At 67.7% G+C, this 24237-nt stretch carries 19 protein-coding genes and 1 riboswitch; of the genes, 11 read left to right on the top strand and 8 right to left on the bottom strand.

All coding sequences use genetic code 11. From position 1 onward, the window contains the following. Nucleotides 1-191 precede the first annotated feature (191 nt). Nucleotides 192-2960 (bottom strand): methionine synthase, encoded by a 2769-nt coding sequence (metH, locus tag ACOQFS_RS07245; protein ID WP_421562228.1) that lies wholly within the window; start codon nt 2958-2960, stop codon nt 192-194. Beyond that, nucleotides 2960-3065: riboswitch (S-adenosyl-L-homocysteine riboswitch) on the bottom strand. It overlaps the preceding gene by 1 nt. Nucleotides 3066-3246: 181 nt before the next feature. Here metH and ACOQFS_RS07240 point away from each other — a divergent pair. Continuing rightward, complete coding sequence (locus ACOQFS_RS07240) at nt 3247-3633, top strand: hypothetical protein (RefSeq protein ID WP_421562227.1); 387 nt, start codon at nt 3247-3249, stop codon at nt 3631-3633. Nucleotides 3634-3689: 56 nt separating this feature from the next. On the opposite strand, the gene ACOQFS_RS07235 is transcribed toward ACOQFS_RS07240, so the two are convergent. Further along, the gene (locus tag ACOQFS_RS07235) at nt 3690-4145 is read right to left on the bottom strand and encodes a PACE efflux transporter (protein ID WP_421562226.1); all 456 of its coding nucleotides are present in this window, start codon (nt 4143-4145) and stop codon (nt 3690-3692) included. Between the two features lie 77 nt (nt 4146-4222). On the opposite strand from ACOQFS_RS07235, the gene ACOQFS_RS07230 reads away from it, so the two are divergent. From ACOQFS_RS07230 to ACOQFS_RS07215, 4 genes are all read left to right on the top strand, one after another. Further along, entirely contained in the window at nt 4223-5167 is a 945-nt protein-coding gene (locus ACOQFS_RS07230) for a LysR family transcriptional regulator (protein ID WP_421562225.1), read from the top strand. 249 nt (nt 5168-5416) lie between these two features. Continuing rightward, on the top strand, nt 5417-6262 hold the full coding sequence (locus ACOQFS_RS07225) for a PPK2 family polyphosphate kinase (protein WP_421562224.1): 846 nt from the start codon (nt 5417-5419) through the stop codon (nt 6260-6262). Between the two features lie 217 nt (nt 6263-6479). Further along, nucleotides 6480-7799, top strand: a complete 1320-nt coding sequence (locus ACOQFS_RS07220) for a Glu/Leu/Phe/Val family dehydrogenase (RefSeq protein WP_421562223.1) — start codon at nt 6480-6482, stop codon at nt 7797-7799. A gap of 228 nt (nt 7800-8027) precedes the next feature. Beyond that, nucleotides 8028-9677 carry a class I adenylate-forming enzyme family protein gene (locus ACOQFS_RS07215; protein WP_421562222.1) on the top strand — a complete coding sequence of 550 codons (1650 nt, stop codon included), beginning with the start codon at nt 8028-8030 and terminating at the stop codon, nt 9675-9677. 55 nt (nt 9678-9732) lie between these two features. Here ACOQFS_RS07215 and ACOQFS_RS07210 read toward each other — a convergent pair whose 3' ends face one another. From ACOQFS_RS07210 to ACOQFS_RS07185, 6 genes are all read right to left on the bottom strand, one after another. After that, the gene (locus ACOQFS_RS07210) at nt 9733-10884 is read right to left on the bottom strand and encodes a hypothetical protein (protein WP_421562221.1); all 1152 of its coding nucleotides are present in this window, start codon (nt 10882-10884) and stop codon (nt 9733-9735) included. Nucleotides 10885-11142: 258 nt separating this feature from the next. After that, nucleotides 11143-12585: a tRNA 5-hydroxyuridine modification protein YegQ gene (gene yegQ, locus ACOQFS_RS07205; protein ID WP_421562220.1), complete on the bottom strand. Its 1443-nt coding sequence runs from the start codon at nt 12583-12585 to the stop codon at nt 11143-11145. A 163-nt stretch (nt 12586-12748) separates the two neighbouring features. Continuing rightward, on the bottom strand, nt 12749-13696 hold the full coding sequence (ttcA, locus tag ACOQFS_RS07200) for a tRNA 2-thiocytidine(32) synthetase TtcA (protein ID WP_421562219.1): 948 nt from the start codon (nt 13694-13696) through the stop codon (nt 12749-12751). Nucleotides 13697-13870: 174 nt separating this feature from the next. Beyond that, nucleotides 13871-14935: a homocysteine S-methyltransferase family protein gene (locus tag ACOQFS_RS07195; RefSeq protein ID WP_421562218.1), complete on the bottom strand. Its 1065-nt coding sequence runs from the start codon at nt 14933-14935 to the stop codon at nt 13871-13873. A 99-nt stretch (nt 14936-15034) separates the two neighbouring features. Continuing rightward, nucleotides 15035-15631 (bottom strand): GNAT family N-acetyltransferase, encoded by a 597-nt coding sequence (locus ACOQFS_RS07190; protein WP_421562217.1) that lies wholly within the window; start codon nt 15629-15631, stop codon nt 15035-15037. Continuing rightward, the gene (locus tag ACOQFS_RS07185; protein WP_421562216.1) at nt 15619-16080 is read right to left on the bottom strand and encodes a rhodanese-like domain-containing protein; all 462 of its coding nucleotides are present in this window, start codon (nt 16078-16080) and stop codon (nt 15619-15621) included. The genes ACOQFS_RS07190 and ACOQFS_RS07185 overlap by 13 nt, the downstream gene beginning before the upstream one ends. Before the next feature lie 127 nt (nt 16081-16207). On the opposite strand from ACOQFS_RS07185, the gene ACOQFS_RS07180 reads away from it, so the two are divergent. The 6 genes from ACOQFS_RS07180 to ACOQFS_RS07155 all read left to right on the top strand — a co-directional run bounded on the left by ACOQFS_RS07180 (nt 16208) and on the right by ACOQFS_RS07155 (nt 24167). Continuing rightward, entirely contained in the window at nt 16208-17686 is a 1479-nt protein-coding gene (locus tag ACOQFS_RS07180) for a PLP-dependent aminotransferase family protein (RefSeq protein ID WP_421562215.1), read from the top strand. Between the two features lie 8 nt (nt 17687-17694). Beyond that, a complete protein-coding gene (gene recQ, locus ACOQFS_RS07175; protein WP_421562214.1) occupies nt 17695-19590 on the top strand; it encodes a DNA helicase RecQ in 1896 nt (631 codons plus the stop codon). A gap of 168 nt (nt 19591-19758) precedes the next feature. Continuing rightward, nucleotides 19759-20958, top strand: a complete 1200-nt coding sequence (locus ACOQFS_RS07170; RefSeq protein ID WP_421562213.1) for a threonine ammonia-lyase — start codon at nt 19759-19761, stop codon at nt 20956-20958. Nucleotides 20959-21027: 69 nt separating this feature from the next. Beyond that, the gene (locus tag ACOQFS_RS07165) at nt 21028-21174 is read left to right on the top strand and encodes a hypothetical protein (protein WP_421562212.1); all 147 of its coding nucleotides are present in this window, start codon (nt 21028-21030) and stop codon (nt 21172-21174) included. 157 nt (nt 21175-21331) lie between these two features. Beyond that, a complete protein-coding gene (gene queC, locus ACOQFS_RS07160) occupies nt 21332-22039 on the top strand; it encodes a 7-cyano-7-deazaguanine synthase QueC (protein WP_421562211.1) in 708 nt (235 codons plus the stop codon). A 265-nt stretch (nt 22040-22304) separates the two neighbouring features. Next, nucleotides 22305-24167, top strand: coding sequence for a phosphoenolpyruvate carboxykinase (GTP) (locus ACOQFS_RS07155; protein WP_421562210.1), 1863 nt, complete (start codon nt 22305-22307; stop codon nt 24165-24167). The last annotated feature ends 70 nt before the right edge of the window (nt 24168-24237 follow it).

Genomic DNA, 24237 nt, shown 5'->3' with positions numbered 1-24237 from the left:
AGGCGGCAGCCATTACATGCCAGCCGCGCCCAAAATCCATCCCTACGACGGTGGGGTGCACAACGGCCGACGACCGTGCTTGGAAAGCGGCGCCCCCAGCAGAACGGCCCCTGCATGCAGGGGCCGTTTGATGAATGAAAATTGCCCTTAGCGCTTATCCATCAAGCGCTGAGAGCTATCATTTTTATAGTTCACAGATTCGGTGCCAGCAGCCGCGCCAGCAGCGTCTCCTCCATGCCCCGGCGCTGGGCCATGTCGTGCAGCTGGTCCTCGCCGATCTTGCCGACGTTGAAGTACACGGCGTCGGGGTGGCCGATGTAGAAGCCGCTCACGCTGGCGGCGGGGGTCATGGCCAGGCTCTCGGTCAGGCCCATGCCGATCTCTTCGCACTGCAGCACGCGGAACAGCTCCTGCTTGGCGCTGTGGTCGGGGCAGGCGGGGTAGCCAGGCGCAGGGCGGATGCCCTGGTACTTCTCGGCAATCATCTCGTCGTTGCTGAGTTGCTCACCGGCGGCGTAGCCCCACAGGTCGGTGCGCACGCGCTGGTGCAGGCATTCGGCAAAGGCTTCGGCCAGGCGGTCGGCCAGGCTCTTGAGCATGATGGCGCTGTAGTCGTCCAGCGCATCCACAAAGGCCTGCTCCTTCTTCTCCACGCCCAGGCCGGCCGTGACGGCGAACAGGCCTGCGTAGTCGGCGATGCCGCTGTCCTTGGGCGCCACGAAGTCGGCCAGGCACCGGCTGGGGCGGGTCACGCCATCGATGACCTGCTTTTCGGTCTGCTGGCGCAGGCCGTACCAGGTCATCAGCACCTCGGTGCGTGTCTCGTCGGTGTAGAACTCGATGTCGTCGCCCACGCTGTTGGCGGGGTAGAGCGCCAGCACGCCACTGGCGCTGAGCCAGCGGCCTTCGATGAGTTTCTTCAGCATGGCCTGGCCGTCGGCCAACACGCGCTGCGCCTGCTCGCCCACGATCTCATCGGTGAGGATGGCGGGGTAAGGACCGGCCAGGTCCCAGGTCTGGAAGAACGGGCCCCAGTCGATGTATTTGGCCAGCTCGGTGAGGTCGAAATTCTTGAACACGCGGCGGCCCAGCAGGCGCGGCGTGGGCGGCACATAAGTGCTGAAGTTGACGGGCGTGCGGTTGGCGCGGGCCTTGGCCAGCGGCCACAGGGGCGTCTGCTTCTTGTTGGCGTGCTGGGTGCGCACCTTGTCGTAGTCGGCGTTCAGTTCATCCACATAGCTCTGCGCGCCGTCGCCCAGCAGGCTCTGGGCCACGCTCACGCTGCGCGAGGCGTCGGGCACGTAGACCACGGGGCCTTCATAATGCGGCGCGATCTTGACGGCCGTGTGCACGCGGCTGGTGGTGGCGCCGCCAATCAGCAGCGGGATCTTCTTGATGCGGAAGTGGTCGTCCTTCTGCATCTCGCCCGCCACGTACTGCATTTCTTCGAGGCTGGGGGTGATCAGGCCCGACAGGCCCACGATGTCGGCCCCCTCGACCTTGGCGCGCGCCAGGATCTCGTGGCAGGGCACCATCACGCCCATGTTCACCACCTCGAAGTTGTTGCACTGCAGGACCACGGTGACGATGTTCTTGCCGATGTCGTGCACATCGCCCTTCACGGTGGCGATGATGATCTTGCCCTTGCTGCGCACATCGCGCCCGGCCAGCTCGTCCTGGCGCTTTTCTTCCTCGATGTAGGGAATGAGGTGGGCCACGGCGCTTTTCATCACGCGCGCGCTTTTCACCACCTGAGGCAAAAACATCTTGCCCGCGCCGAACAGGTCGCCCACCACATTCATGCCGTCCATGAGCGGGCCTTCGATCACATGCAGCGGGCGCCCGCCCTTGGCCAGAATGGCGCGGTAGGCCTCTTCGGTGTCTTCGACGATGAAGTCGGTGATGCCGTGCACCAGCGCGTGGGACAGGCGCTCACCCACGGTCTTGGGGTGCTCGGGCGTGCCGCGCCATTCGAGCTTCTTGCTCTCGTCCTTGGCGCCGCTCTTCGCGGTCTCGGCGATCTCGACCAGGCGCTCACCCGCGTCGGGGCGGCGGTTGAGTACCACGTCTTCCACGCGCTCGCGCAGCACGGGCTCCAGCTCGTCGTACACGCCCACCATGCCCGCGTTGACGATGCCCATGTCCATGCCCGCCTGGATGGCGTGGTACAGGAACACGGTGTGGATGGCCTCGCGCACCGGGTCGTTGCCGCGGAAGCTGAACGACACGTTGGACACGCCGCCCGACACCTTGGCGCCCGGCAGGTTCTGCTTGATCCAGCGCGTGGCTTCGATGAAATCGACCGCGTAGTTGTTGTGCTCTTCAATGCCGGTGGCCACGGCGAAGATGTTGGGGTCGAAGATGATGTCTTCGGGCGGAAAGCCCACCTCATCGACCAGCACGCGATAGGCACGTTCGCAGATCTCGATCTTGCGCGCGAAGGTGTCGGCCTGGCCCACTTCGTCGAACGCCATCACCACGGCGGCGGCGCCGTAGCGCTTGACGAGCCGCGCCTCCTGCTTGAACTTCTCCACGCCCTCTTTCATGCTGATGGAGTTGACGATGCCCTTGCCCTGGATGCAGCGCAGCCCGGCCTCGATCACGTCCCACTTGGAGCTGTCGACCATGATGGGCACACGCGCGATGTCGGGCTCGGACGCGATCAGCTGCAGAAAACGCACCATGGCCGCCTTGCTGTCGAGCATGGCCTCGTCCATGTTGATGTCGATGACCTGCGCGCCGTTCTCCACCTGCTGGCGCGCCACGGCCAGGGCCTCTTCGTACTGGCCGTTCAAAATCATGCGCGCAAACGCCTTGGAGCCGGTGACGTTGGTGCGCTCGCCGATGTTGACGAACAAGGTGCCCTCGCCAATGGAGACGGGCTCCAGGCCGGACAGCTTCATGGGGGGCAGGGTTACAGCGGAAGACATAGGACTCACCTGTGCAGGGGCAGCGGACATACAGGTGAGCGTCGTTGCGGTGGGGCTTGAATAGCTTTTGGAGTGCCCAAGCCTGACGGCTTTTTTCACCATGGCGGTGAGGCCGCTGCAACGCTCCTTGGGCAAGGGCGGGATTTTACGTGGTGGCGCAGCCGCCACGCCACCGCGCTCCGAGGCCGTGCGCGCCTCTTGGCACAGCGCGCCCAGGGCGTAGGCCAAGCGGGGCAACGATCACGCCCCTTGGGCCCGTCCCGCCAGGCGCCCGGCGGTAAGATCGCCCTGCGTCTTGCGCCCCACTTTGCACACCATGAAACACCCTGTCGATACCGCCCACTACGTGGCCACCCAGCAGCCGGGCCAGCGCTTCGAGGCCAGCCTGCAGGAGGGCTGGGGCGTGTGGGTGACCTTGCTGGGCGAGGAGTTTCTCAAGGCGGCGTTCACGCGCCGGTCGGACGCCGATGGCTTTTGCTCGCAACAAACGCATGGGGGCCAACGCGGCACCGTGCGCCGCATGTGGCTGCTCAAGAACGAATCCAACGGCGAGGCCTACATGCTGGACGGCGACAGCAACCAGGCCGTGCGCGGCGTCGACCTGGACTTCAGCCACCGCACGCAGCTGGACAAGCTGCGCGCCGATGCCCTGTCGCGCCTGAGCGAAGCCGAACTGCAGGTGCTCGGGCTCAAGCGCACCTGACGCCCTGCCGGGCGTTCAACGCCTGCGCATACCGCCCACGGGCACAGGGGAGAGGTTCAGGCCGCCATTGCCGACGCCGGCAACCCAAACAGGTGGTCGAACGCCCAGTTGAAGACAAACGTGTAGCACAGAAAAAACACGATCAGCCCCAGGTCCATCACAAACGCGTGCCACAGGCTCACGCCAAACCACCAGGCGAACAGCGGCACCAGCGTGAAGACCAGCCCGCCTTCGAACCCGATGGCGTGCGCCACACGGCGCGCCACGCTGCGCCCGCGCACGGGCTGGCGCGCTTCCCAGCGCTCGAAGGCCCAGTTGAAGACGATGTTCCACACGATGGCGACGGCCGAAGCCGCCACCGCCACCACGCTGGAGTGCCCCGCGCCCTGGCCGGTGAGCAGCGCCAGGCCCACCGTGGCGGCGCCAATGGCAATCAGTTCGTACAGGGTGACGTAAATCAGGCGGCGCCGGGCGCCTTGCAGTCCAAACAGCACAGGTTTCGAGGAGTCCATGGGCCCGGACTTTATATTTGTGTGCCTGACACTTAAAGTCAGCTTGTTTCAGATTTTCTGATAGATCGGCGCCCGCCATGGCTTTCCATTCCGATAGCGTCCAGGTGTTTTTGGCCGTGCTGGACCACGGCTCGTTCTCTGCGGCCGCGCGTGCACTCTCGCGCGTGCCCTCGGCGGTGAGCATGACCATCGCCCACCTGGAGGCGGAGCTGGACGTGCAGCTGTTTGACCGCAGCGGGCGCGAGCCGCGCCCCACGGCCGCCGCCCGCGCGCTGGAGCCCCAGGCCCGACTGCTGGCCGGGCAGCTGCAGCAGCTCAACGCCCAGGCGCTGGCGCTGACCCAGGGCCTGGAAGAGCGCCTTACGTTGGCGATTGCGCCCGAACTGCTGGCTGCGCGCTGGACGGGGCCCCTGGCCGCGCTGGCGCAGGACTATCCCTTGCTGCAGGTGGAGGTGCTGGCCGCGCCGCAGGTGGATGCGCTGGCGCTGCTGCACAGCGGGCGCGCGCAGCTGGCGCTGGTGTTCGAGCGGCCCAGCATCGACGGGCGCGAGGGCTTTCAGGAAGTGGGCACCGAAACCCTGGTGGCGGTGATGGCGCCACAGCACCCGGTGCTGGTCGCCGCCCGCGCCGCCGCCACGGCACGCGGCGAGCCACCGGGCAGCGCCCGCCTGCGCGAGGAGCACCTGACCACCACGCGCCAGATCGTGGTGGCCAGCCGCGACCTGGGCCAGACCGACCCACGCTTCGTGTTTGCCCGCCACCAGTGGCGCACCGACAACCACCTGGCCGCGCTGGGCCTGATCGAGGCGGGCCTGGGCTGGGGCTGGCAGCCGCGCGCGCTGGTGCAGCCGCGCATTGACGCCGGTTCGCTGGTGGAGATGCCGTTCGAGAACCTCAGCAACGGCACGGCGCTGTGGGTGGACGTGGTGTGGTCCAAGGAACGGCCGCTGGGGCTGGGCGCGGCGCGCTTTGTGGCGCTGATGCGCGAACCAGCGGCACCGCAGGGCGCCGGCCTGGCCTGAATATTGAATGAAAAGTGCCGCCAGCGCTTTACTGCAAAGCGCTGATAGCTATGTTTTGTATAGCACCCTGTGCCGGCCCTTCAGCAGCTGGCGCCCGCCGTGCCTGCGAGGCCGCGGCGACCCACCGCCAGATCGGCCGCACCCTGACCCCGCCCACGACCCCGCCCTCAGCCACTGCGTGTATCGTCGAGTACGTGTTTGCGCGTTCAACCCCCGCGGCGCACGGCGCCGCTTCCCCGGAGACTGCCCATGCCGCCATCGTTTGCCGCCACCCCGCCCGACCTGGCCCAGCGCCTCGCGCCCTGGCAGCCGCCGGGCCAGAACATGTCGCTGGACGACATCGACCCCGGCGCCAAGCCGTTCTCGGTGGGCGACAAGGCCCGGGACAAGGCGGCGGTGGAAGAGCTGGCGGTGGAGCTGGATGCGCTGCAGAACCTGTTCTACGCCGACAAGCGCTACAAGCTGCTGGTGGTGCTGCAGGGCACCGACACCTCGGGCAAGGACGGCACGATCCGCGGTGTGTTCGGGCGCATGAGCGCGCTGGGCGTGAAGGCCGTGGGCTGGAAGGCGCCCACCGAAACGGAGCGGGCGCACGACTACCTTTGGCGCATCCACCAGCAGGTGCCGCAGGCGGGCGACATCACGGTGTTCAACCGCAGCCACTACGAGGACGTGCTGGTGCCCGTGGTCAACGGCTGGATCACGCCCGAGCAGCAGCAGCAGCGGCTGGCGCACATCAACGACTTCGAGCGCATGCTCAGCGAGACCGGCACCATCGTGCTCAAGTTCTTGCTGCACATCAGCGCCGATGAACAGCGCGAGCGCCTGCAGGAGCGGCTGGACGACCCGGCCAAGCACTGGAAGTTCAGCATGGGCGACATCGAGGTGCGCAAGCAGTGGGCCGCCTACCGCCGCGCCTACAACACGCTGCTGGGTGCCACGCACACGCCCTGGGCGCCCTGGACCATCGTGCCCGCCGACTCCAAGACGCACCGCAACCTGATGATCGCCACCGTGCTGCGCAGCGTGCTGCAGAGCCTGGATCTGCGCTACCCCACGGGCGACCCGGCGCTCACGCATTTCACGGTTGAATAGGGCTCGATGGCGCCCTGCGCCAGGGTGGCCTCGGCGCGGCCTGCAGACCGTGCCGAGGCCGCACCGAGGCGGCCACCCGATGCTGCAATGCCGCATGAACAGGCGCTTTCCGGTGGTTATGCATCGTTTGCATAACACCCAAACACTCCGGCCTTGGACAGCCTGCGGGCACAGGCATAAGCTTCGCGGCCTGATCTGATCCCACAAGGAATCCACCATGTCGTCATCCTCTGGCGCAGCCGCCGCCACCCCCGCGGGCGCCGTCCACACCCTGCCCTCCTACCTGCAGGCCGACAACCTCGGCCCCTGGGGCATCTATCTGCAGCAGGTCGATCGCGTCACGCCGTACCTGGGCGACCTGGCGCGCTGGGTCGAGACGCTCAAGCGCCCCAAGCGCGCGCTGATCGTGGACGTGCCCATCGAGCTGGACAACGGCACCATCGCCCACTTCGAGGGCTACCGCGTGCAGCACAACACCAGCCGCGGCCCGGGCAAGGGCGGCGTGCGTTTTCACCAGGACGTGACGCTGTCCGAAGTGATGGCCCTGTCGGCCTGGATGAGCATCAAGAACGCGGCCGTGAACGTGCCCTACGGCGGGGCCAAGGGCGGCATCCGCGTGGACCCCAAGACGCTGTCGATGGGTGAGCTGGAGCGCCTCACGCGCCGCTACACCAGCGAGATCGGCATCATCATCGGCCCCTCCAAGGACATCCCCGCGCCCGACGTGAACACCAACGGCCAGGTCATGGCCTGGATGATGGACACGTATTCGATGAACGTGGGCGCCACCGCCACCGGCGTGGTCACCGGCAAGCCGGTGGACCTGGGCGGGTCGCTGGGCCGCGTGGAAGCCACGGGCCGCGGCGTGTTCACCGTGGGCATCGAGGCGGCCAAGCTGACCGGTCTGCAGGTGGAAGGCGCCCGTGTGGCGGTGCAGGGATTCGGCAACGTGGGCGGCATTGCGGGCAAGCTGTTTGCCGAAGCCGGCGCCCAAGTGGTGGCGGTGCAGGACCACACCGGCACCATCTTCAACAGCAAGGGCCTGGACGTGCCCGCCCTGCTAGCGCACGTGAAGGCGAAAGGCGGCGTGGGAGGCTTCAAGGGCGCCGACACGATGAAGCCCGAGGAGTTCTGGAGCGTGGACTGCGAGATCCTCATCCCCGCCGCGCTCGAAGGCCAGATCACCCAGCACAACGCGGGCAAGATCAAGGCCAAGCTGGTGATCGAGGGCGCCAACGGACCCACCACGCCCGAGGCCGACGACATCCTGAACGACAAGGGCGTGCTGGTGCTGCCCGACGTGATCGCCAATGCTGGCGGCGTGACGGTGAGCTATTTCGAATGGGTGCAGGACTTCTCCAGCTTTTTCTGGAGCGAGGACGAGATCAACGCCCGCCTGGTGCGCATCATGCAAGAGGCCTTTGCCGGCGTGTGGCAGGTGGCGCAAGAACACAAGGTGAGCCTGCGCACCGCCACCTTCATCGTGGCCTGCCAGCGCATCCTGCACGCGCGGCAAATGCGCGGGCTGTATCCGTAAGCCCGTTGAACCGCAGCGGGGTCACCGTCCCGCACCTGGGACGGGTCTCGCCCATCCCCCCAAGCCGCCAGCCGCATTCCGGCCCTGGCGGCTTTTTTATTGACCGGGTCCGGGGCACCGCCGAAACACATAGATACGTTCACATACAAATGGTCATGTCTTGACACCCGGGTGCGTGAAAGACTGCGGGGACTTCTGCTTTCCACACGCCTGTCCTGGGAGAAATCGATGGCCTTTCCGTCCTTGCGCGGCCTGCTGGCGCGCCTTGTGCTCAACCGGCTGCGCACCGCGCGCTCGGTGGCACGCCTGGCCTACCGCCGCCATGCCCGCAAACCTGCGCTGATAGACCGGCGGGGCACCATGACCTATGCCCAGCTGCAAGACCGCGTGTACCGCTTGCAGGCCTGGATGCACGCGCAGGGCGTGAAGAAGGGCGACGTCGTCTTCACCTGGCTGCCCGAAACCGGCGAGCAGTACGAGATCCGTCTCGCCACCTATGAAAACGGCGCCATCTTCGCCAGCTTCCACAAGCACCTGCCCGCCGATGCGGCGCTCACCACCATCGCTCGCATCGGGCCCACGGTGTTCATCCACGACCCGCTGCTGAGCGCCTCCATCCTGCAGGCCGTGCGCGACCGGCTGCCGGGCCTGCGCACGCTGGCCCTGGGCGCCGAGTACGAGCAGGCCCTGGCGCAGCACGCCCCAGCAGCCGGCACGGCCGACATTCACGAAGACGACGTGTTTGCGCTGCACATGACCTCGGGCACCACCGGCCTGCCCAAGGCCATCGGCTACAGCAACCGCAAGTACCTCGACAGCGTGCGCCTGATCTCGCGCGCCATCGACTTCCAGCCTCCCCGCGGCGGCCCGGATGTGAACATGCTCGGCGTGCCGCTCACAGGCCCCGGGTCAGGCCTGGTGCTGCCCACCTTGCTGTCGGGTGCAGCCCTGCTCATGCCCGAGGATTTCCGGGCAGCCACGCTGGCCGGCCTGATCCAGAAGCACCGCGTGTCGCGCGCCTTCCTGTCACCCTCGGCCATCATCGACCTGCTGGACGAGCCCACGCTGGACCAGTACGACCTGTCTTCGCTGCGCCACGTGCCCTATGGCTCGGAGATGATGCCCGCACCCAAGATTGCCGAGGCCATCCGCCGCTTCGGGCCGATCTTCCAGCAGGGCTATGGCTGCCTGGAGGCCCTGCCCCCCATCACCTGGCTGCTGCCCCACGAGCACGTGGATGCGCAGGGCACGCCGCGGGGCAACGACATCCTCAGCACCGTGGGCCGCGTGATGCCCGGGGTGGAGGTGGTGATCCGCGATGACGCATTTGCGCCGCTGCCCCAGGGCGAGATGGGGCTGATCACGGTGATGACGCCCGTGCGGTTCGAGGGCTACTGGCTCGACCCCGAGAAGACCCGCGAAACCCTGCGCGACGGCTGGGTGGTGATGGGCGACCTGGGCTACTTCGACGCGGCCGGCTATCTGCACGTGCTGGGCCGCAACGCCGACCGCGTGGCCCGCCACGGCCAGCTGCTCAACCCGCGCGAGGTGGAGGAGGTGGTGCACACGCACCCGGCGGTCAAGGAAGCCTGCCTGGTGCAGCACGGCCCCCAGGCCGCGCTGGTGCTGAGCCTGCGGCGCCGCTGGCGCACCGGCCACGACCGGCCCGCACTGGAGCGCGAGGTGGCGCAGTACCTGGCGCACCACCTGCCGCCGCCGCTGCGGCCCGACGCCGTGCACATCGTGGAGGAAATCCCGCGCAGCTTTCTGAACAAGATGCTGCGCCGCGAGGTGCGGCTCCTGCTGGAGGCCGCCGCGCCACAGTCCGTGCCGGCCGGCGCACCCCCGGCGTCCATCGTGCCGAGTCCGGCGGCCTGAGGCAGGCACGGCCACGCGCCAGCGGGCCCCCACAGCCCGGGGAGGCAAAGCCGCGCTAAGCGCCCGGCGCAGTGCCCACAGTGGGGCGCACCGCGGGGCCCACAGGATCGGGCGGCAGCACGCCGCGAAGCGCCACGCAAAAGGGCTGCGCGCATTCGGCCCGCGCTGCATAGGGGCAGCCCACGGTTTCGCACAGGCCCGAGGCGCCGTTGCGCGCGCGGTCCTCGTCGCGCGGCACCTGGCCGCTGGCCTGCAGCACGGCCATCTGCGTCCACGGGTCGAGGCGGCCAGAGGTCGCCTGCTGCAGCATGTCGCGGCCGTACACGGTGGCCGCGACCTGGGGCTGCATGTCCAGCACCAGCAGCGCACTGGTGCGGGGCGCGGCGGCGTCCATGCCCTGCAGCACCAGCGCCATCACGCCCGACTGCAAGGCCGGCCCCCCGCCCGCAAACGGCGCCTGCAGCGACGCAGCGGCGAGCGCGCCGGGTGGCACCGCCTGCGCAGACGCCGGGGCAGCCGCCGCCTGCGCCGCGAGCCAGGGCACCGGCACCCGCAGCGTGAGCGCAAAGCCGCGCGGCCCTTCCGCCGTCTGCGCTGTGCCCTGGCGCACCAGCCAGGTCTGCAGCGGCGGCTGGTCGGCGTCGAGCGTGCCGGCCTCCAGCGCCTGCGCCAGGCCCACGGGCCAGGGCTGGGCCGACACCACGCGCTGCGCCGCGCCCGCCTGCGCCGTAACCTGCGCCACCAGCGCGCTCACCAAGCGCATCAGCGGCGCACCCAGGCCCGATGCCGGCCACGCCGCTGCCGAGGCCCCGGCCACCGGGGCTGCCGCCACGGAAGGGGCACCAAGGGCGGGCAGCGGCTGCGGCTGCGACCGCTGCCCGCCGCCCGCGCGGGCCGCACCGGCGGCGCCAGAGTCCGCCCCCGCACGCCGCGCGTCAAAACCGGCGCCCAGCTGCTCCCGCGCCTGCGCCGAGATGCTGGCGCGGTCCGCCGGGGCGGGCGTCGGCAGCGGCAAGCCGCCAGGGGGCGGTGACACAGAAGGTGGTGACGGTGGTCCCGCCGCATCCGCCCCGGGCCGCGCAGGCTGCGGCAGGGCGGCCTTGTCCTGCCCCAGCAGGGCCGCCTGCCGCTGCAGCGCCGCCTCGGCCAGGAACTGGGCGACGGGCGGCAGCTGCGCGCTGCGCGGGGAATCGATGGGGCCAGCCATGGAACACAAGACAACGGGGGATGCCCGATTCTGGAGCCATTTGGCAAGCGTGACCAGCGTGCATTGCGGGCGCCACGCAGACGCCATGAACTATCGTTTTAATAGCATCAAATGCTTATCCAGTAAGCGCTGAAGCCTATTTTTGATCCATTTTCTCGGCAGCGACACGTTGGATAGACACACGCGGCTGCCGATGCTCGGGGCCACGCCCAGACGGGCGCAAGGCGGGTGGGTTACTGGGCAGGGTGCCTGCCGCGCTCACACCGCCAGCGCAGGCTCGGGCGCGCCGGCTGGCGGCTGCGACTCCACCACCCGCGCCAGCAGCGCACCCGCATAGCGCGCGGGCAGCGGAATCCACACCCGCACCGGGTTGCCCTGCGCGACCTGCACGGGCTGGCCTTCGGCGTTGCGCATCTGCTCCAGCCGCACGGTGGCATTGCCGCCGGGGTGCACCACCTCCAGCAGGTCGCCCACGGCGAAGTGGTTCTTGGTTTCGACCTGCACCCAATCCCCTTGCAGGCCCGCGTCGGCCTGGCCCTGGGTGCCCAGCACCTCACCCACATACTGGCTGCGCTGCGTGGCCGAGTGGCCGTTGATGTAGTTCTGATAGTCGTTGCTGGGGCGGCGCTCCAGCAGGCCGCCGGTGTAGCCGCGGTTGGACAGGCCTTCCAGCTCGATGAGCAGCTCGGGGTTGAAGGGGCGGCCGGCCACGGCGTCGTCGATGGCGCGGCGGTACACCTGCGCCGTGCGGGCCACGTAGTACAGGCTCTTGGTGCGGCCTTCGATCTTGAGCGAATCGACGCCGATCTGCGCCAGGCGCGCCACGTGCTCCACCGCGCGCAGGTCCTTGCTGTTCATGATGTAGGTGCCGTGCTCGTCTTCCATGATGGGCATGAGCTGGCCGGGGCGGCCGACGTCTTCGATCAGGTAGACCTGGTCGGCCTTGGGGTGGCGCTGGCCGTTGCCGGTGGTGGAGGCAAAGGCCTGCTCGGCCTTCTGCTGCGCGGCCTCGAAGTTGAAGTCGCCTTCCATCTTCTGCGCGATGGCTTCGCCCGTGGTGGGGTCGGTGTCGGCGCCGTGCGTGGCGTAGTTCCAGCGGCAGGCGTTGGTGCAGGTGCCCTGGTTGGGGTCGCGGTGGTTGAAGTAGCCACTGAGCAGGCAGCGGCCCGAGTACGCGATGCACAGCGCGCCGTGCACGAACACCTCCAGCTCCATGTCGGGGCATTCCTGGCGGATCTTCTCAATCTCGTCCAGGCTGAGTTCGCGCGAGAGGATGATGCGCTCCACACCCATCTTCTGCCAGAACTTCACGGCCGCCCAATTGGTGGTGTTGGCCTGCACCGAGAGGTGCACCACCTGCTCGGGCCACTTTTCCTTGACCATCATGATCAGGCCCGCGTCGGCCATGATGAGCGCGTCGGGTTGGCAGTCGATCACGGGCTCGATGTCGCGCAGGTAGGTGCGGATCTTGTCGTTGTGCGCAATCAGGTTGCTGGTCACAAAGAACTTCTTGCCACGCGCGTGGGCCTCGTCGATGCCTTGCTTGATCTGCTCCAGGCGGAACTCGTTGTTGCGCGCGCGCAGCGAGTAGCGGGGCTGGCCCGCGTACACCGCGTCGGCGCCAAAGTCGTAGGCGGCGCGCATCTTGTCGAGCGAGCCGGCGGGCAGGAGCAGTTCGGGGGCTTTGAGGAGGGTGGTCATGGGGTGCCTCTGGATCGGGAATGAACGAGACATGAATCAGCCCCATCCGTTCGGCCTGAGCTTGTCGAAGGCTGGTACCCGGCTTCGACAAGCTCAGCCTGAACGGTTGGGGGGATGGAAACGCGGTCAGTAAAACCATGGCAATCGGGTGAGCCAGAACCCGTCAGCGCGGCATCACCGACAGGCCCGCGAGGGTACCCACGGCCTGCGCCGGAAACTCTTGCGGGTCAAACGCCTTGTCGCCATCAGCGTCCTGCACCCTATTGGGCACCAGGCCCTTGAAGTCGAACTGGCGCGGGTCCATGAAGTGCGAAGGCACCAGGTTGCGCAGCGCCACGGCCATGTTCTCGATGCGGCCGGGGTACAGCTGCTGCCAGTCGCGCAGCATCTGGCCGATCTGCTTGCGCTGCAGGTTCTCCTGGCTGCCACACAGGGTGCAGGGGATGATGGGGAACTGCTGAATCTGCGCCCAGCGCGCGAGGTCGTCCTCGGCCACATAGGCCAGGGGGCGGATGATGAGGTGGTCGCCCCGGTCGCTCTGCACTTTGGGCGGCATGCCCTTGAGCTTGCCGCCGAAGAACATGTTCAAGAAGAAGGTCTGCAGCATGTCGTCGCGGTGGTGGCCCAGGGCAATTTTGGTGCAGCCCAGCTCGTCGGCCACGCGGTAGAGGATGCCCCGGCGCAGGCGGCTGCACAGGCTGCACATGGTCTTGCCTTCGGGGATGTGCTCTTTGACGACGCTGTAGGTGTCTTGCGTCTCAATGTGGAAGGGCACGCCCACCTGGGTCAGATATTCAGGCAGCACATGGGCCGGAAAGCCCGGCTGCTTCTGATCGAGGTTGACGGCGATCAGCTCGAACTTGTGGCCGTTGCGCTGCTGCAGCAAACGCAGCACGTCGAGCATGCCGTAGCTGTCCTTGCCGCCCGACACGCACACCATGACCTTGTCGCCGTCTTCGATGAGGCCAAAGTCGGTGATGGCCTGCGCCACCTGGCGCACCAGGCGCTTTTCGAGCTTGAGCGCGGCGTGGGCGGCGGCCTTGGCGGCCGCGGCGGCAACGTCGTCCCCTTCAACGGTGGAGGGAGCGGGCGGGGTGGCGGTATCGAGCATGGGGGAACGCGCGGGAGCGAAAACAGGGAGGCACAAAGACGAAGCGTGCAAGGTTGCCGCAGAGGGCGCCGCCCTGCAACGGGTTGCCGCACTGCACCCGTGCGGAATTTGCTCTTATTTTTATAGCTATCAGCGCTTTACAGATAAGCGCTGACGGCCATTTTTACTCAAAATTCACGCTTCAGCGGGGTAAAACATCTTGCGCGTGGGCACACTTTCCACCGCCTTGGCAATCGCGCCGATGTGGTCCGGCGTGGTGCCGCAGCAGCCGCCCAGAATGTTGACCAGCCCCTCGGCCGCGAACTCGTGCACCAGGCGGCTGGTGATCTCGGGTGTTTCGTCGAACCCGGTGTCGCTCATCGGGTTGGGCAGGCCCGCGTTGGGGTAGCAGCTGATGAAGGTGTCCTCGGCCACACGGTTCAGCTCCTGGATGTAGGGGCGCATCAGCGTGGCGCCCAGCGCGCAGTTGAGGCCGATGGCCAGCGGGCGGGCGTGGCGCACGCTGTGCCAGAAGGCCGTGACGGTCTGGCCCGAGAGGATGCGGCCCGAGGCGTCGGTGACGGTGCCGCTGATGATGAGCGGCAGGCGCTCGCCGCTTTTTTCAAAGAACTCGTCGATGGCGAACAGCGCGGCCTTGGCGTTCAGCGTGTCGAAGATGGTCTCGACCAGCAGCACGTCGCTGCCACCCTCGACCAGCGCCTCGGTCTGCTCGTAGTAGGCGGCACGCAGCTGCTCAAAATCCACATTGCGCGCGCCGGGGTCGTTCACGTCGGGACTGATGCTGGCCGTCTTGGGCGTGGGGCCCAGGGCGCCGGCCACAAAGCGGGGCTTGTCGGGTGTCGAATACTTGTCGCAGGCGGCGCGGGCCAGTTGCGCCGAGCGCAGGTTCATCTCGCGCGCCAGGTCGGCCATGTGGTAATCCTCCTGCGCAATGGTGGTCGCGCCGAAGGTGTTGGTTTCGATCAGGTCGGCGCCCGCAGCCAGGTAGCGCTCGTGGATGTCGGTGATCACGTCGGGCCGGGTCAGCGACAGCAGTTCGTTGTTGCCCTTGACGTCGTATGCAAAGTCCTTGAACCGGTCGCCCGCACTGCCCGGGCCGCTGTAGCCCTCGCCCCGGTACTGCGCCTCGCCCAGCTTGAAGCGCTGGATCATGGTGCCCATGGCACCGTCGAGGATGGCGATGCGTTGGGCGAGGATGTCGGGCAGTTGCGCGGCGCGCGTGTAGGCAGGCGTTTTCATCCCCCGATTGTAGAAACCCATGCAGCAGCCCCGCCTGCCAGGAGGCTGAGCGGTAAAAAGCATCGGAGCGAAGCGCCCGAGAACCGAGGCGAGACCGGTTTATCGTGCGTTGCAGCCGATGCTCCTTGTGCCGCGCAGACTGCCAGGGCTTTGGCCTGGATTCACCGCCAGGGTGTATCGCTGCTTGGGCAACCGGGTGGCGCCCAGCCGGTCGTAGAAGCGGATGGCCCCTTCGTTCCAGTCCGGGGTCTGCCACTGGAGCTGATCGCATCCCAGGGCCCGCGCCCTGCGCAGGGCTGCGTTCACCAGCAGACGGCCCAGCCCGAGCCCGCGCGCCACCGGCTCCAGATACAGGCAGTCCAGGTGCAGAAAGGGACGTGCCGTGAGCGTGGCGTAGTCGATGGTGGCACTGGCGTAGCCAACGGCACCCCCGTGCAGAAAGCCCAACCAGGCGTGGAGCCGACCGGCCGCCATGCCGTGCGCCAGCCGCTGCGCGTGGCCATCGCCGCAGTGCGGAATGCGCTCGTATGCCGCATGCGCCGCGCACAGCCGGGCCAGCGCGGCGGCATCGCCCACCCGCGCCGGGCGCAAGGCCCAGCCGGCGGGTGGCGCATCGGGCACTGGGGCTGCCAATGTGGCGGTGGTGGCCATGTTGGCGGCGACGATGGCGGTGCCGCCCCGGGTCAGCATGCGCATTCGATGGCGGGCCGGGCCGTGGGCATGGTGCCGCGTTCGGTGCCGGTCGCCACGGGCTGGCCGTCGCGGATCCAGAAGTCCAGACCTCCGAGCATCTCCTTGACCGTGAAGCCCAGCCGCGCAAGCTTGTACGCACCCCGCGTCGAACCGTTGCAGCCGATGCCGTCGCAGTAGGTGATGTAGACCTTGCCGGGGTCCAGTTGCTGGGTGCTGCGCTCGTCCATGGTGTGGTGCGGAAAGCTCAGCGCACCGGGCACATGGCCCTGCCGGTAGTGGTCCGGCGAGCGCGTGTCGATCACCACGATGGCGTCGACGCCATTGCGCAGGTCTTCGGCCACGTCCCAGGCGTCGGCGTGAAAGCTGAGCTTGGCGGCCATGAACTCGCACGACTGGGCCGGGGTGGGTGCGGGAAAGGACAAAACGGTGGATGCGGGCGCGGGATGGGTCACAGGGGGCTCCTTGGGGTGTTGCATCAGGGGACGGTGAAGGTTTGTGAACAGCGAATCTGCAGTGTGCGCCTGATTGGCCTTATAAATAAGGCCAATTTCTTTGGCCACACCAGACCCATTCATCACCATGACGACGATCAAACCGCGGCTCGTGCTGTCGCTGATGGAAACCCAGGCCAACGGCGGACGGCGTGCGCGCCTGTGTGCCGCGTTGCGCGAAGCGGTGCGCACGGGCCAGGCGGCATGGGGCGAGCGGCTGCCGTCCAGCCGCCAGCTGGCGCAGGACCTGGGGCTGTCGCGCGTGACGGTGGAGGCGGCCTATGCGCAGCTGGAAACCGAGGGCTACCTGCACAGGCGCGTGGGCCAGGGCAGCTTTGTGGCGATCGACATGGGCAGCGCAGCGGCTGCGCGCTGGGCCGGCGGCACGCCGAGCCCTTCGGGCGCGGCGGCTGCGGCGCAATGGCTGTCTGCCCGGGGCCAGCGCATGGTGGACACCGGAGGCTGCCGCGAACCCGAGCGGCCCCGCGCCTTCGTGGCGGGCAGCCCGGACCTGAAGGCGTTTCCCTTGGACACGTGGCGCCAGCTGCTGCAGCGGCGTTTGCGGCAAGCCGACGCGACCGACCTGCTTTTCTACGGCGACCCCCAGGGCCTGCCCGCGTTGCGGGAGGCCATCGCGCGCTACGTCGGCCAGTCGCGGGGGGTGCGCTGCCACGCGGGCCAGGTTCTGGTGCTGACGAGCTCGCAGCAGGCGCTGCAGCTCTTGTCCGCCACGCTGCTCGATGAGGGCGACGCTGTATGGATGGAAGACCCGGGCTATGCGGGTGCCCGCACTGCATTCAGCGCCAGCGGTGCCCATCTGGTGGACATGCCGCTGGACGATGAAGGTGCCACGCTGGACGCGGCACGGCCCGCCCCCCGGCTGATTTACCTGACCCCTTCCCACCAGTTCCCGACGGGCCGCGCGATGTCGCTGTCACGGCGGCTGGCCTTCATCGAACACGCCCGCTCCATCGGGGGCTGGCTGATCGAGGACGACTACGACAGCGAATTTCTCTACGACCACCCGCCCGCGCCCGCGCTGCAGGGGCTGGACGACCGGGGCCAGGTGGTCTACATCGGCACATTTTCCAAGTCGCTGTTTCCGTCGGTGCGGCTGGCCTACATGGTGTTGCCCGAGTCGCTGGTTGCGCCGCTGGTGACGGCGCGCACCATTTACGACGGCCACCCGGCGCAGCCTGTGCAGGCCGTGGCAGCAGACTTCATGGACCAGGGGCATTTCGCGGCCCACCTGCGGCTGATGCGGCAGCTCTACCGCAGCCGCCGGGACGCATTGCTGCAGGCACTGCACTGCCATCTGCCCTGGGCCGCCCCGATGGACAGCCGGGGCGGACTGCAGATGGCGGTGCGCCTGCCCGACGGGCAGGAGGCGCTGTACACACGCCAAGCAGCGTCGCTGGGCATTGCTACGCCAAGCCTGGGCGAGCTGTACCGCACCGCCCCCCGCACCGCTGGCTGGAGGCTGGGCTTTGCGGCGATGGCACCTGAAGCGATCGAAGCCGCCGTGCGGACGCTGGCGCGCATCAGCGCTCATGGACAATACGCGTGATGACTGTGATGGAAATATCTTCCCCGGGCGAGACCCTGTCGGCCTGCTCTGCCGTTTTGCACGAAGTCTTTGGCTACCAGGCCTTCCGGGGAGCGCAGGAAGAGATCATCACGCACGTTTGCAACGGCGGCGATGCGCTGGTGCTGATGCCCACGGGCGGCGGCAAGAGCCTGTGCTACCAGGTGCCGGCCATCGTGCGCCAGCAGCAGGGGCGGGGCGTGACCATCGTGATCTCGCCGCTGATTGCGCTGATGCACGACCAGGTGGGTGCGCTGCACGAGGCGGGGGTGGAGGCGGCGTTTCTCAACTCGACCCTGAGCTACGACGAGACGCAGGACGTGGAGCTGCGTCTGCAGACGGGCGACATCACGCTGCTGTATGCGGCGCCCGAGCGGCTGAACACGCCGCGCTTTCTGGGGCTGCTGGACAGCCTGCACGAGGGCGGGCACCTCAGCCTGTTTGCGATTGACGAGGCGCACTGCGTGAGCCAGTGGGGCCACGACTTCCGCCCCGAGTACCGCGCGCTCACCGTGCTGCACGAGCGCTACCCCGGCGTGCCGCGCATCGCGCTCACGGCCACGGCCGACGCTCTCACGCGGGCCGACATCGTGGAGCGGCTGCAGCTGGAGGGTGCGAAGCACTTCGTCAGCAGCTTCGACCGGCCCAACATCCGCTACCGCATTGAGGAGAAGAAGGAGCCTTTGGCGCAGCTGCTGCGCTTCATCGAGCGCGAGCACGCCGGCGAAGCGGGCGTGGTGTACTGTCAGTCGCGCAAGCGCGTGGAGGAGATGGCCCAGGCGCTGTGCGACGCGGGCCTGAACGCCCTGCCCTACCACGCAGGCCTGCCCGCCGAGGTGCGCCAGCGCAACCAGGACCGCTTTCTGCGCGAGGAAGGCATCGTGATGGTGGCCACCATCGCCTTCGGCATGGGCATCGACAAGCCCGACGTGCGTTTTGTGGCGCATGTGGACATGCCCAAGAACATCGAGGGCTACTACCAGGAGACCGGCCGCGCCGGCCGCGATGGACTGAACGCCGATGCCTGGATGGCCTATGGCCTGCAGGACGTGGTGAACCAGCGCCGCATGATCGACGAGAGCCCCGCCAGCGAGGAATTCAAGCAGGTGATGCGCGGCAAGCTCGACGCGCTGCTGGCCCTGGCCGAGGCGACCGATTGCCGCCGCGTGCGGCTGCTGGGCTACTTTAGCGAACAGTCCACGCCCTGCGGCAACTGCGACAACTGCATCAACCCACCGGCGGTGTGGGACGGCACGGACGCCGCGCGCAAGCTGCTGTCCACCATCTACCGCGTGCAGCAGGCCAGCGGCCTGAGCTTCGGCACGGGCCACATCATGGACATCGTGCGCGGCAAGGACACCGACAAGGTGAAGCAGTTTGGCCACGACAAGCTGTCCACCTTTGGAGTGGGCAAGGAATATGCCGAGCCCCAGCTGCGCGGCGTGCTGCGCCAGCTGCTGGCCACCGGTGCCGTGGGCCTGCACAAGGTGATGCTGGAAAGCGGCCACAGCTTTGACACGCTGAGCCTGACCGACGGTTCGCGCCCCGTGCTGCGCGGCGAGGTGCCGGTGCTGCTGCGCGAATCCACCGCCGCCGCGCCGACCAAGCGCGCACGCACCCGCAAGGGCACAGGCAGTGCGCCGCCCGCCGCAGCCGCCAACCTGGGGCCGGACGCGCAGGTTCGCTTCATCAACCTCAAGGCCTGGCGCGCCGAGGTGGCCCGCGAACACAACCTGCCCGCCTATGTGATCTTTCACGACGCCACGCTGGCCGCCATCGCCGAGCGCAACCCCGGCAATTTGGACGACCTGCAGGGCATCAGCGGCATGGGGGCGAAGAAGCTGGAAGCGTATGGGGCTGAGGTGTTGCGGGTGTGCACGCAGTAAGAGGCAATCCGCCGTTGCAACCTGCCTGCACGGACGGGCACACTCGCCACCGCATTCCAGCCTTTTCGCTTTTATTTTGATAGCATCAAGCAGAGCATTGGCGAGCGATAGATGGCATTTTGGCTCTGAAACCGAGCCGCGCATCCAGCGCTGCGCCACAATGGCGCGATGCTGACCCTCCAAGACATCCGCGACGCCGCCACCCGCCTACAAGGCCAGGTGCTGGACACCCCTTGTGTCGAATCCAAGACGCTCTCGCAGATCGTGGGCGCGCAGGTGTTCCTCAAGTTCGAGAACCTGCAGTTCACCGCCTCGTTCAAGGAGCGCGGCGCCTGCAACCGGCTCACGCTGCTGTCCGACGAGGAGCGCGCGCGGGGTGTGGTGGCCATGAGCGCGGGCAACCATGCGCAGGGCGTCGCCTACCACGCGCAGCGCCTGGGCCTGCGCGCGGTCATCGTGATGCCGCGCTTCACCCCGGCCGTGAAGGTAGAGCGCACCCGCGGCTTTGGCGCCGAGGTGGTGTTGCACGGCGACACGCTGGAGGAGGCCCGCCAGCACGCCTATGCCCTGGCCGACGCGCAGGGCCTGACCTTTGTGCACCCCTACGACGACGAGGGCGTGGCGGCCGGCCAGGGCACGCTGGGCCTGGAGATGCTGCAGGCCGTGCCCGACCTGGACACGCTGGTGATCGCCGTGGGCGGCGGCGGCCTGATTGCCGGTGTGGCCACGGCGGCCAAGGCCCTCCAACCGGGCATCGAGATCGTGGGCGTGCAGACCACGCGCTTTCCGGCCATGGTGAATGCGGTGAAGGGCACGCACCATCCGCTGGGCACGTCCACCATCGCCGAGGGCATTGCCGTGGGCACGCCGGGCAAGATCACGCAGGAAGTGGTCCGGCGCCTGGTGGACGACCTGGTGCTGGTGGACGAAGGCGATATCGAGCAGGCCGTGCTGATGCTGCTGGAGATCGAGAAGACGCTGGTGGAAGGCGCGGGCGCGGCGGGCCTCGCCGCCCTGGTGCGCTACCCCGAGAGATTCAGGGGCAAGCGCGTGGGCCTGGTGCTGTGCGGCGGCAACATCGACCCGCTGCTGCTGGCGGCGATCATCGAGCGCGGCATGGTGCGCTCGGGGCGGCTGGCGCGCATCAAGGTGAGCGCGCGCGACGTGCCCGGGGTGCTGGCCCGCATCACGGCCACCGTGGCGGACGCGGGGGCCAACATCGGCGAGGTGCACCACCAGCGCGCCTTCACCATGCTGGCCGCGCAGAACGTGGAGATCGAGCTGGTGCTGCAGACCCGCAGCAAGGCCCATGTGGACGAGGTGCTGCAGCGGCTTCGCGCGGCCGGCATGGAGGCCGCGCTGATCTGAGGCCATTTGGCGGGACAAGGCATGGCGGCTAGAATCGCGCCAGTATCAAGAGCCCCTGGAGCCCGCCCCATGTCTGACCACAGCACCCCACACGCCACTGAAAACCACGCAGCCGACGCCGTGGAAAACGTGGTGCCCCTCATGCCCATCGTGCTGCCCGTGGTGGGCGGCATCATGATGTTCCTGCTGGCCTTCATTGCCGTCACGATGGCCTGACCGGCCCTTCGAGCGGCCTTCCCCGGCGCGCCGAGCCCCTGACGAAGCCCCGCACTGCGGGGCTTTTTCATTGCAGCGGCTTTGCACCCGGGTTCCGCCATCCTCCCCTCCCCCGTTCACTTCCCTGTTCACTCCCTTTCTTCCAAGGACTTCCCCCATGCGATCCGGCCATGCCCTCGTCCTTTTCTCCGGTGGCCAGGACTCCACCACCTGCCTCGCCTGGGCGCTGAGCCACTTTGCCCATGTGGAAACTGTCGGCTTCGACTACGGCCAGCGGCACCATATCGAGCTGCAGGCGCGCGACACGGTTCTGGCCTCGGTGCGCCAGCAGTTCCCTGCGTGGGCCGAGCGCCTGGGCCCCGACCACCTGCTGGACCTGGGCGTGCTGGGCCGCATCAGCGACACCGCCCTGACCAGCGACACGCAGATCCAGATGACGGCGGCCGGGCTGCCCAACACCTTTGTGCCGGGGCGCAACCTGCTGTTCTTTCAGCTGGCCGCCGCAGTGGGCTACCGTCGGGGCCTGCACACGCTGGTGGGCGGCATGTGCGAAACCGATTTTTCGGGCTACCCCGACTGCCGCGACGACACGCTCAAGGCGCTGCAGGTGGCCGTGTCGCTGGGCATGGGGCAACGCTTCACCTTCGAGACGCCGCTGATGTGGCTGGACAAGGCCGCCACGTGGGAGATGGCGCGCAGCCTGGGCGGCGAGGCGCTGGTGGAGCTGATCGTGCGCGACACGCACACCTGCTACCACGGCGTGCGCGAGGCCCTGCACCCCTGGGGCCATGGCTGCGGACACTGCCCGGCCTGCGAGCTGCGCCGGGCCGGATACGAGCGCTGGACAGGCTCAGGCAACGCATAAAGTCATGCTTTGTTTGCATAGTTTTTGCCCCCGTCTGACAGACAAGCGGGCACCGGATTCATAAAATCGACATCCCAGCCGACCCGCGGAACCCGTGGAGCTAGCCCTCCACCCGTGGGCTGAAACACGCGTCCGCCCGCCGACTGAGCACGAAAGCCGTTTTTTCAAAGGCAGCGCTCAGCACCGCAACTGCGCCAGGCCTTGCCGCGTTCCGCCCGGTCCGCTTCCTTTGAAAAGACTGTTTTTCAACTTAGGAAGCTCCCCGATGAACGCACCCACCATGCAGGGCCTGAACCTCAACGCCCCCGCTTACGTCAAAAACGCCCGGCTGCTCGCCTGGGTGGCCGACATGGCCGCCCTGTGCAAGCCAGACAGCATCTTCTGGTGCGACGGCAGCCAGGAAGAGTACGACCGCCTGTGCCAGCAGCTGGTCGACGCCGGCACCTTCAAGAAGCTCAACCCCGCCAAGCGCCCCGGCAGCTACCTGGCCTGGTCCGACCCGTCGGACGTGGCGCGCGTGGAAGACCGCACCTACATCTGCTCGGCCGCCAAGGAAGACGCCGGCCCCACCAACAACTGGATGGCCCCGGCCGAGATGCGCGCCACGCTGCAGCCCCTGTTTGACGGCTGCATGAAGGGCCGCACCATGTACGTGGTGCCCTTCAGCATGGGCCCGCTGGGCTCGCCCATCGCCCACATCGGCATCGAGCTGTCTGACAGCCCTTACGTGGCCGTCAACATGAAGATCATGACCCGCATGGGCAAGGCGGTGTACGACGTGCTGGGCGTGGAAGGCGAGTTCGTGCCCTGCGTGCACACCGTGGGCGCGCCCCTGGCGGCGGGCGAGAAGGATGTGTCCTGGCCCTGCAACAAGACCAAGTACATCGTGCACTACCCCGAGACGCGCGAGATCTGGTCGTATGGCTCGGGCTACGGCGGCAACGCGCTGCTGGGCAAGAAGTGCTTCGCGCTGCGCATCGCCTCGACCATGGGCCGTGACCAGGGCTGGCTGGCCGAGCACATGCTGATCCTGGGCGTGACCAACCCCGAAGGCAAGAAGTACCACGTCGCGGCCGCCTTCCCCAGCGCCTGCGGCAAGACCAACTTCTCGATGCTGGTGCCGCCCGATGCCTTCAACGGCTGGAAGGTCACGACCATCGGCGACGACATCGCCTGGATCAAGCCCCAGGCCGACGGCAGCCTGCGCGCCATCAACCCCGAGGCCGGCTACTTCGGCGTGGCGCCCGGCACCAACACGCTCACCAACCCCAACTGCATGGCCAGCCTGGACAAGAACGTGATCTTCACCAACGTGGCCCTGACCGATGACGGCGACGTGTGGTGGGAAGGCATGGAGAAGGACACCGGCGGCCTGCCCGCGCACCTGATCGACTGGCAAGGCAAGGACTGGACGCCCGAGATCGCCAAGCAGACCGGTGCCAAGGCCGCCCACCCGAACGCCCGTTTCACCGTGGCCGCCACCAACAACCCCGCCCTCGACGCCGCCTGGGACGACCCCAAGGGCGTGAAGATCGACGCCTTCATCTTTGGCGGCCGCCGCTCCACCACCGTGCCGCTGGTGACCGAAGCCCGCAGCTGGACCGAAGGCGTCTACATGGCCGCCACCATGGGTTCCGAAACCACGGCCGCTGCCTTCGGCCAGCAGGGCGTGGTGCGCCGCGACCCGTTCGCCATGTTGCCCTTCATGGGCTACAACATGAGCGACTACTTCCAGCACTGGCTCACCCTGGGCGAGAAGCTGGCCGCCTCGGGTGCCACCCTGCCGCGCATCTACACGACCAACTGGTTCCGCAAGGACGAGGCCGGCAAGTTTGTCTGGCCTGGCTACGGCGAGAACATGCGCGTGCTCAAGTGGATGATCGACCGCATCGAAGGCAAGGCTGCGGGCGAGGAGACCATGTTCGGCGTTGCGCCCCAATATGCAGAAATCAACTGGACGGGCCTGGACTTCAGCGCCCAGCAGTTCAAGGCCGTGACCAGCATCGACAAGGCCGCCTGGGCCGAGGAGTTCAAGCTGCACGATGCGCACTTCGAGCAGCTGGCCTACCACCTGCCCCAGGCGCTGCTGGACACCAAGGCCCAGCTGCAAGCCCGCCTGGCAGGCTGATTTCCGATTCGGTGGCGACCCCTGCGGGGGACGCAACGTAAAAAAAAGCCGTGGCATGCCACGGCTTTTT

This window comes from Paracidovorax sp. MALMAid1276, from assembly GCF_049198005.1.
Taxonomy (GTDB): Bacteria; Pseudomonadota; Gammaproteobacteria; order Burkholderiales; family Burkholderiaceae_C; genus Acidovorax.
This window is presented reverse-complemented; position numbering and strand designations above follow the sequence as displayed.

What these genes read in the sequence shown, in the direction of transcription:
- ACOQFS_RS07190 (WP_421562217.1), bottom strand. Translation starts at nt 15,631, where the DNA reads ATGCGCATGCTGACCCGGGGCGGCACCGCCATCGTCGCCGCCAACATG.
- ACOQFS_RS07210 (WP_421562221.1), bottom strand. Translation starts at nt 10,884, where the DNA reads ATGGCTGGCCCCATCGATTCCCCGCGCAGCGCGCAGCTGCCGCCCGTC.
- ACOQFS_RS07220 (WP_421562223.1), top strand. Translation starts at nt 6,480, where the DNA reads ATGTCGTCATCCTCTGGCGCAGCCGCCGCCACCCCCGCGGGCGCCGTC.
- ttcA (WP_421562219.1), bottom strand. Translation starts at nt 13,696, where the DNA reads ATGCTCGATACCGCCACCCCGCCCGCTCCCTCCACCGTTGAAGGGGAC.
- ACOQFS_RS07230 (WP_421562225.1), top strand. Translation starts at nt 4,223, where the DNA reads ATGGCTTTCCATTCCGATAGCGTCCAGGTGTTTTTGGCCGTGCTGGAC.
- ACOQFS_RS07240 (WP_421562227.1), top strand. Translation starts at nt 3,247, where the DNA reads ATGAAACACCCTGTCGATACCGCCCACTACGTGGCCACCCAGCAGCCG.
- ACOQFS_RS07215 (WP_421562222.1), top strand. Translation starts at nt 8,028, where the DNA reads ATGGCCTTTCCGTCCTTGCGCGGCCTGCTGGCGCGCCTTGTGCTCAAC.
- ACOQFS_RS07225 (WP_421562224.1), top strand. Translation starts at nt 5,417, where the DNA reads ATGCCGCCATCGTTTGCCGCCACCCCGCCCGACCTGGCCCAGCGCCTC.
- ACOQFS_RS07195 (WP_421562218.1), bottom strand. Translation starts at nt 14,935, where the DNA reads ATGAAAACGCCTGCCTACACGCGCGCCGCGCAACTGCCCGACATCCTC.
- ACOQFS_RS07235 (WP_421562226.1), bottom strand. Translation starts at nt 4,145, where the DNA reads ATGGACTCCTCGAAACCTGTGCTGTTTGGACTGCAAGGCGCCCGGCGC.
- yegQ (WP_421562220.1), bottom strand. Translation starts at nt 12,585, where the DNA reads ATGACCACCCTCCTCAAAGCCCCCGAACTGCTCCTGCCCGCCGGCTCG.
- metH (WP_421562228.1), bottom strand. Translation starts at nt 2,960, where the DNA reads ATGTCCGCTGCCCCTGCACAGGTGAGTCCTATGTCTTCCGCTGTAACC.
- recQ (WP_421562214.1), top strand. Translation starts at nt 17,695, where the DNA reads ATGGAAATATCTTCCCCGGGCGAGACCCTGTCGGCCTGCTCTGCCGTT.
- ACOQFS_RS07170 (WP_421562213.1), top strand. Translation starts at nt 19,759, where the DNA reads ATGCTGACCCTCCAAGACATCCGCGACGCCGCCACCCGCCTACAAGGC.
- ACOQFS_RS07165 (WP_421562212.1), top strand. Translation starts at nt 21,028, where the DNA reads ATGTCTGACCACAGCACCCCACACGCCACTGAAAACCACGCAGCCGAC.
- queC (WP_421562211.1), top strand. Translation starts at nt 21,332, where the DNA reads ATGCGATCCGGCCATGCCCTCGTCCTTTTCTCCGGTGGCCAGGACTCC.
- ACOQFS_RS07180 (WP_421562215.1), top strand. Translation starts at nt 16,208, where the DNA reads ATGACGACGATCAAACCGCGGCTCGTGCTGTCGCTGATGGAAACCCAG.
- ACOQFS_RS07155 (WP_421562210.1), top strand. Translation starts at nt 22,305, where the DNA reads ATGAACGCACCCACCATGCAGGGCCTGAACCTCAACGCCCCCGCTTAC.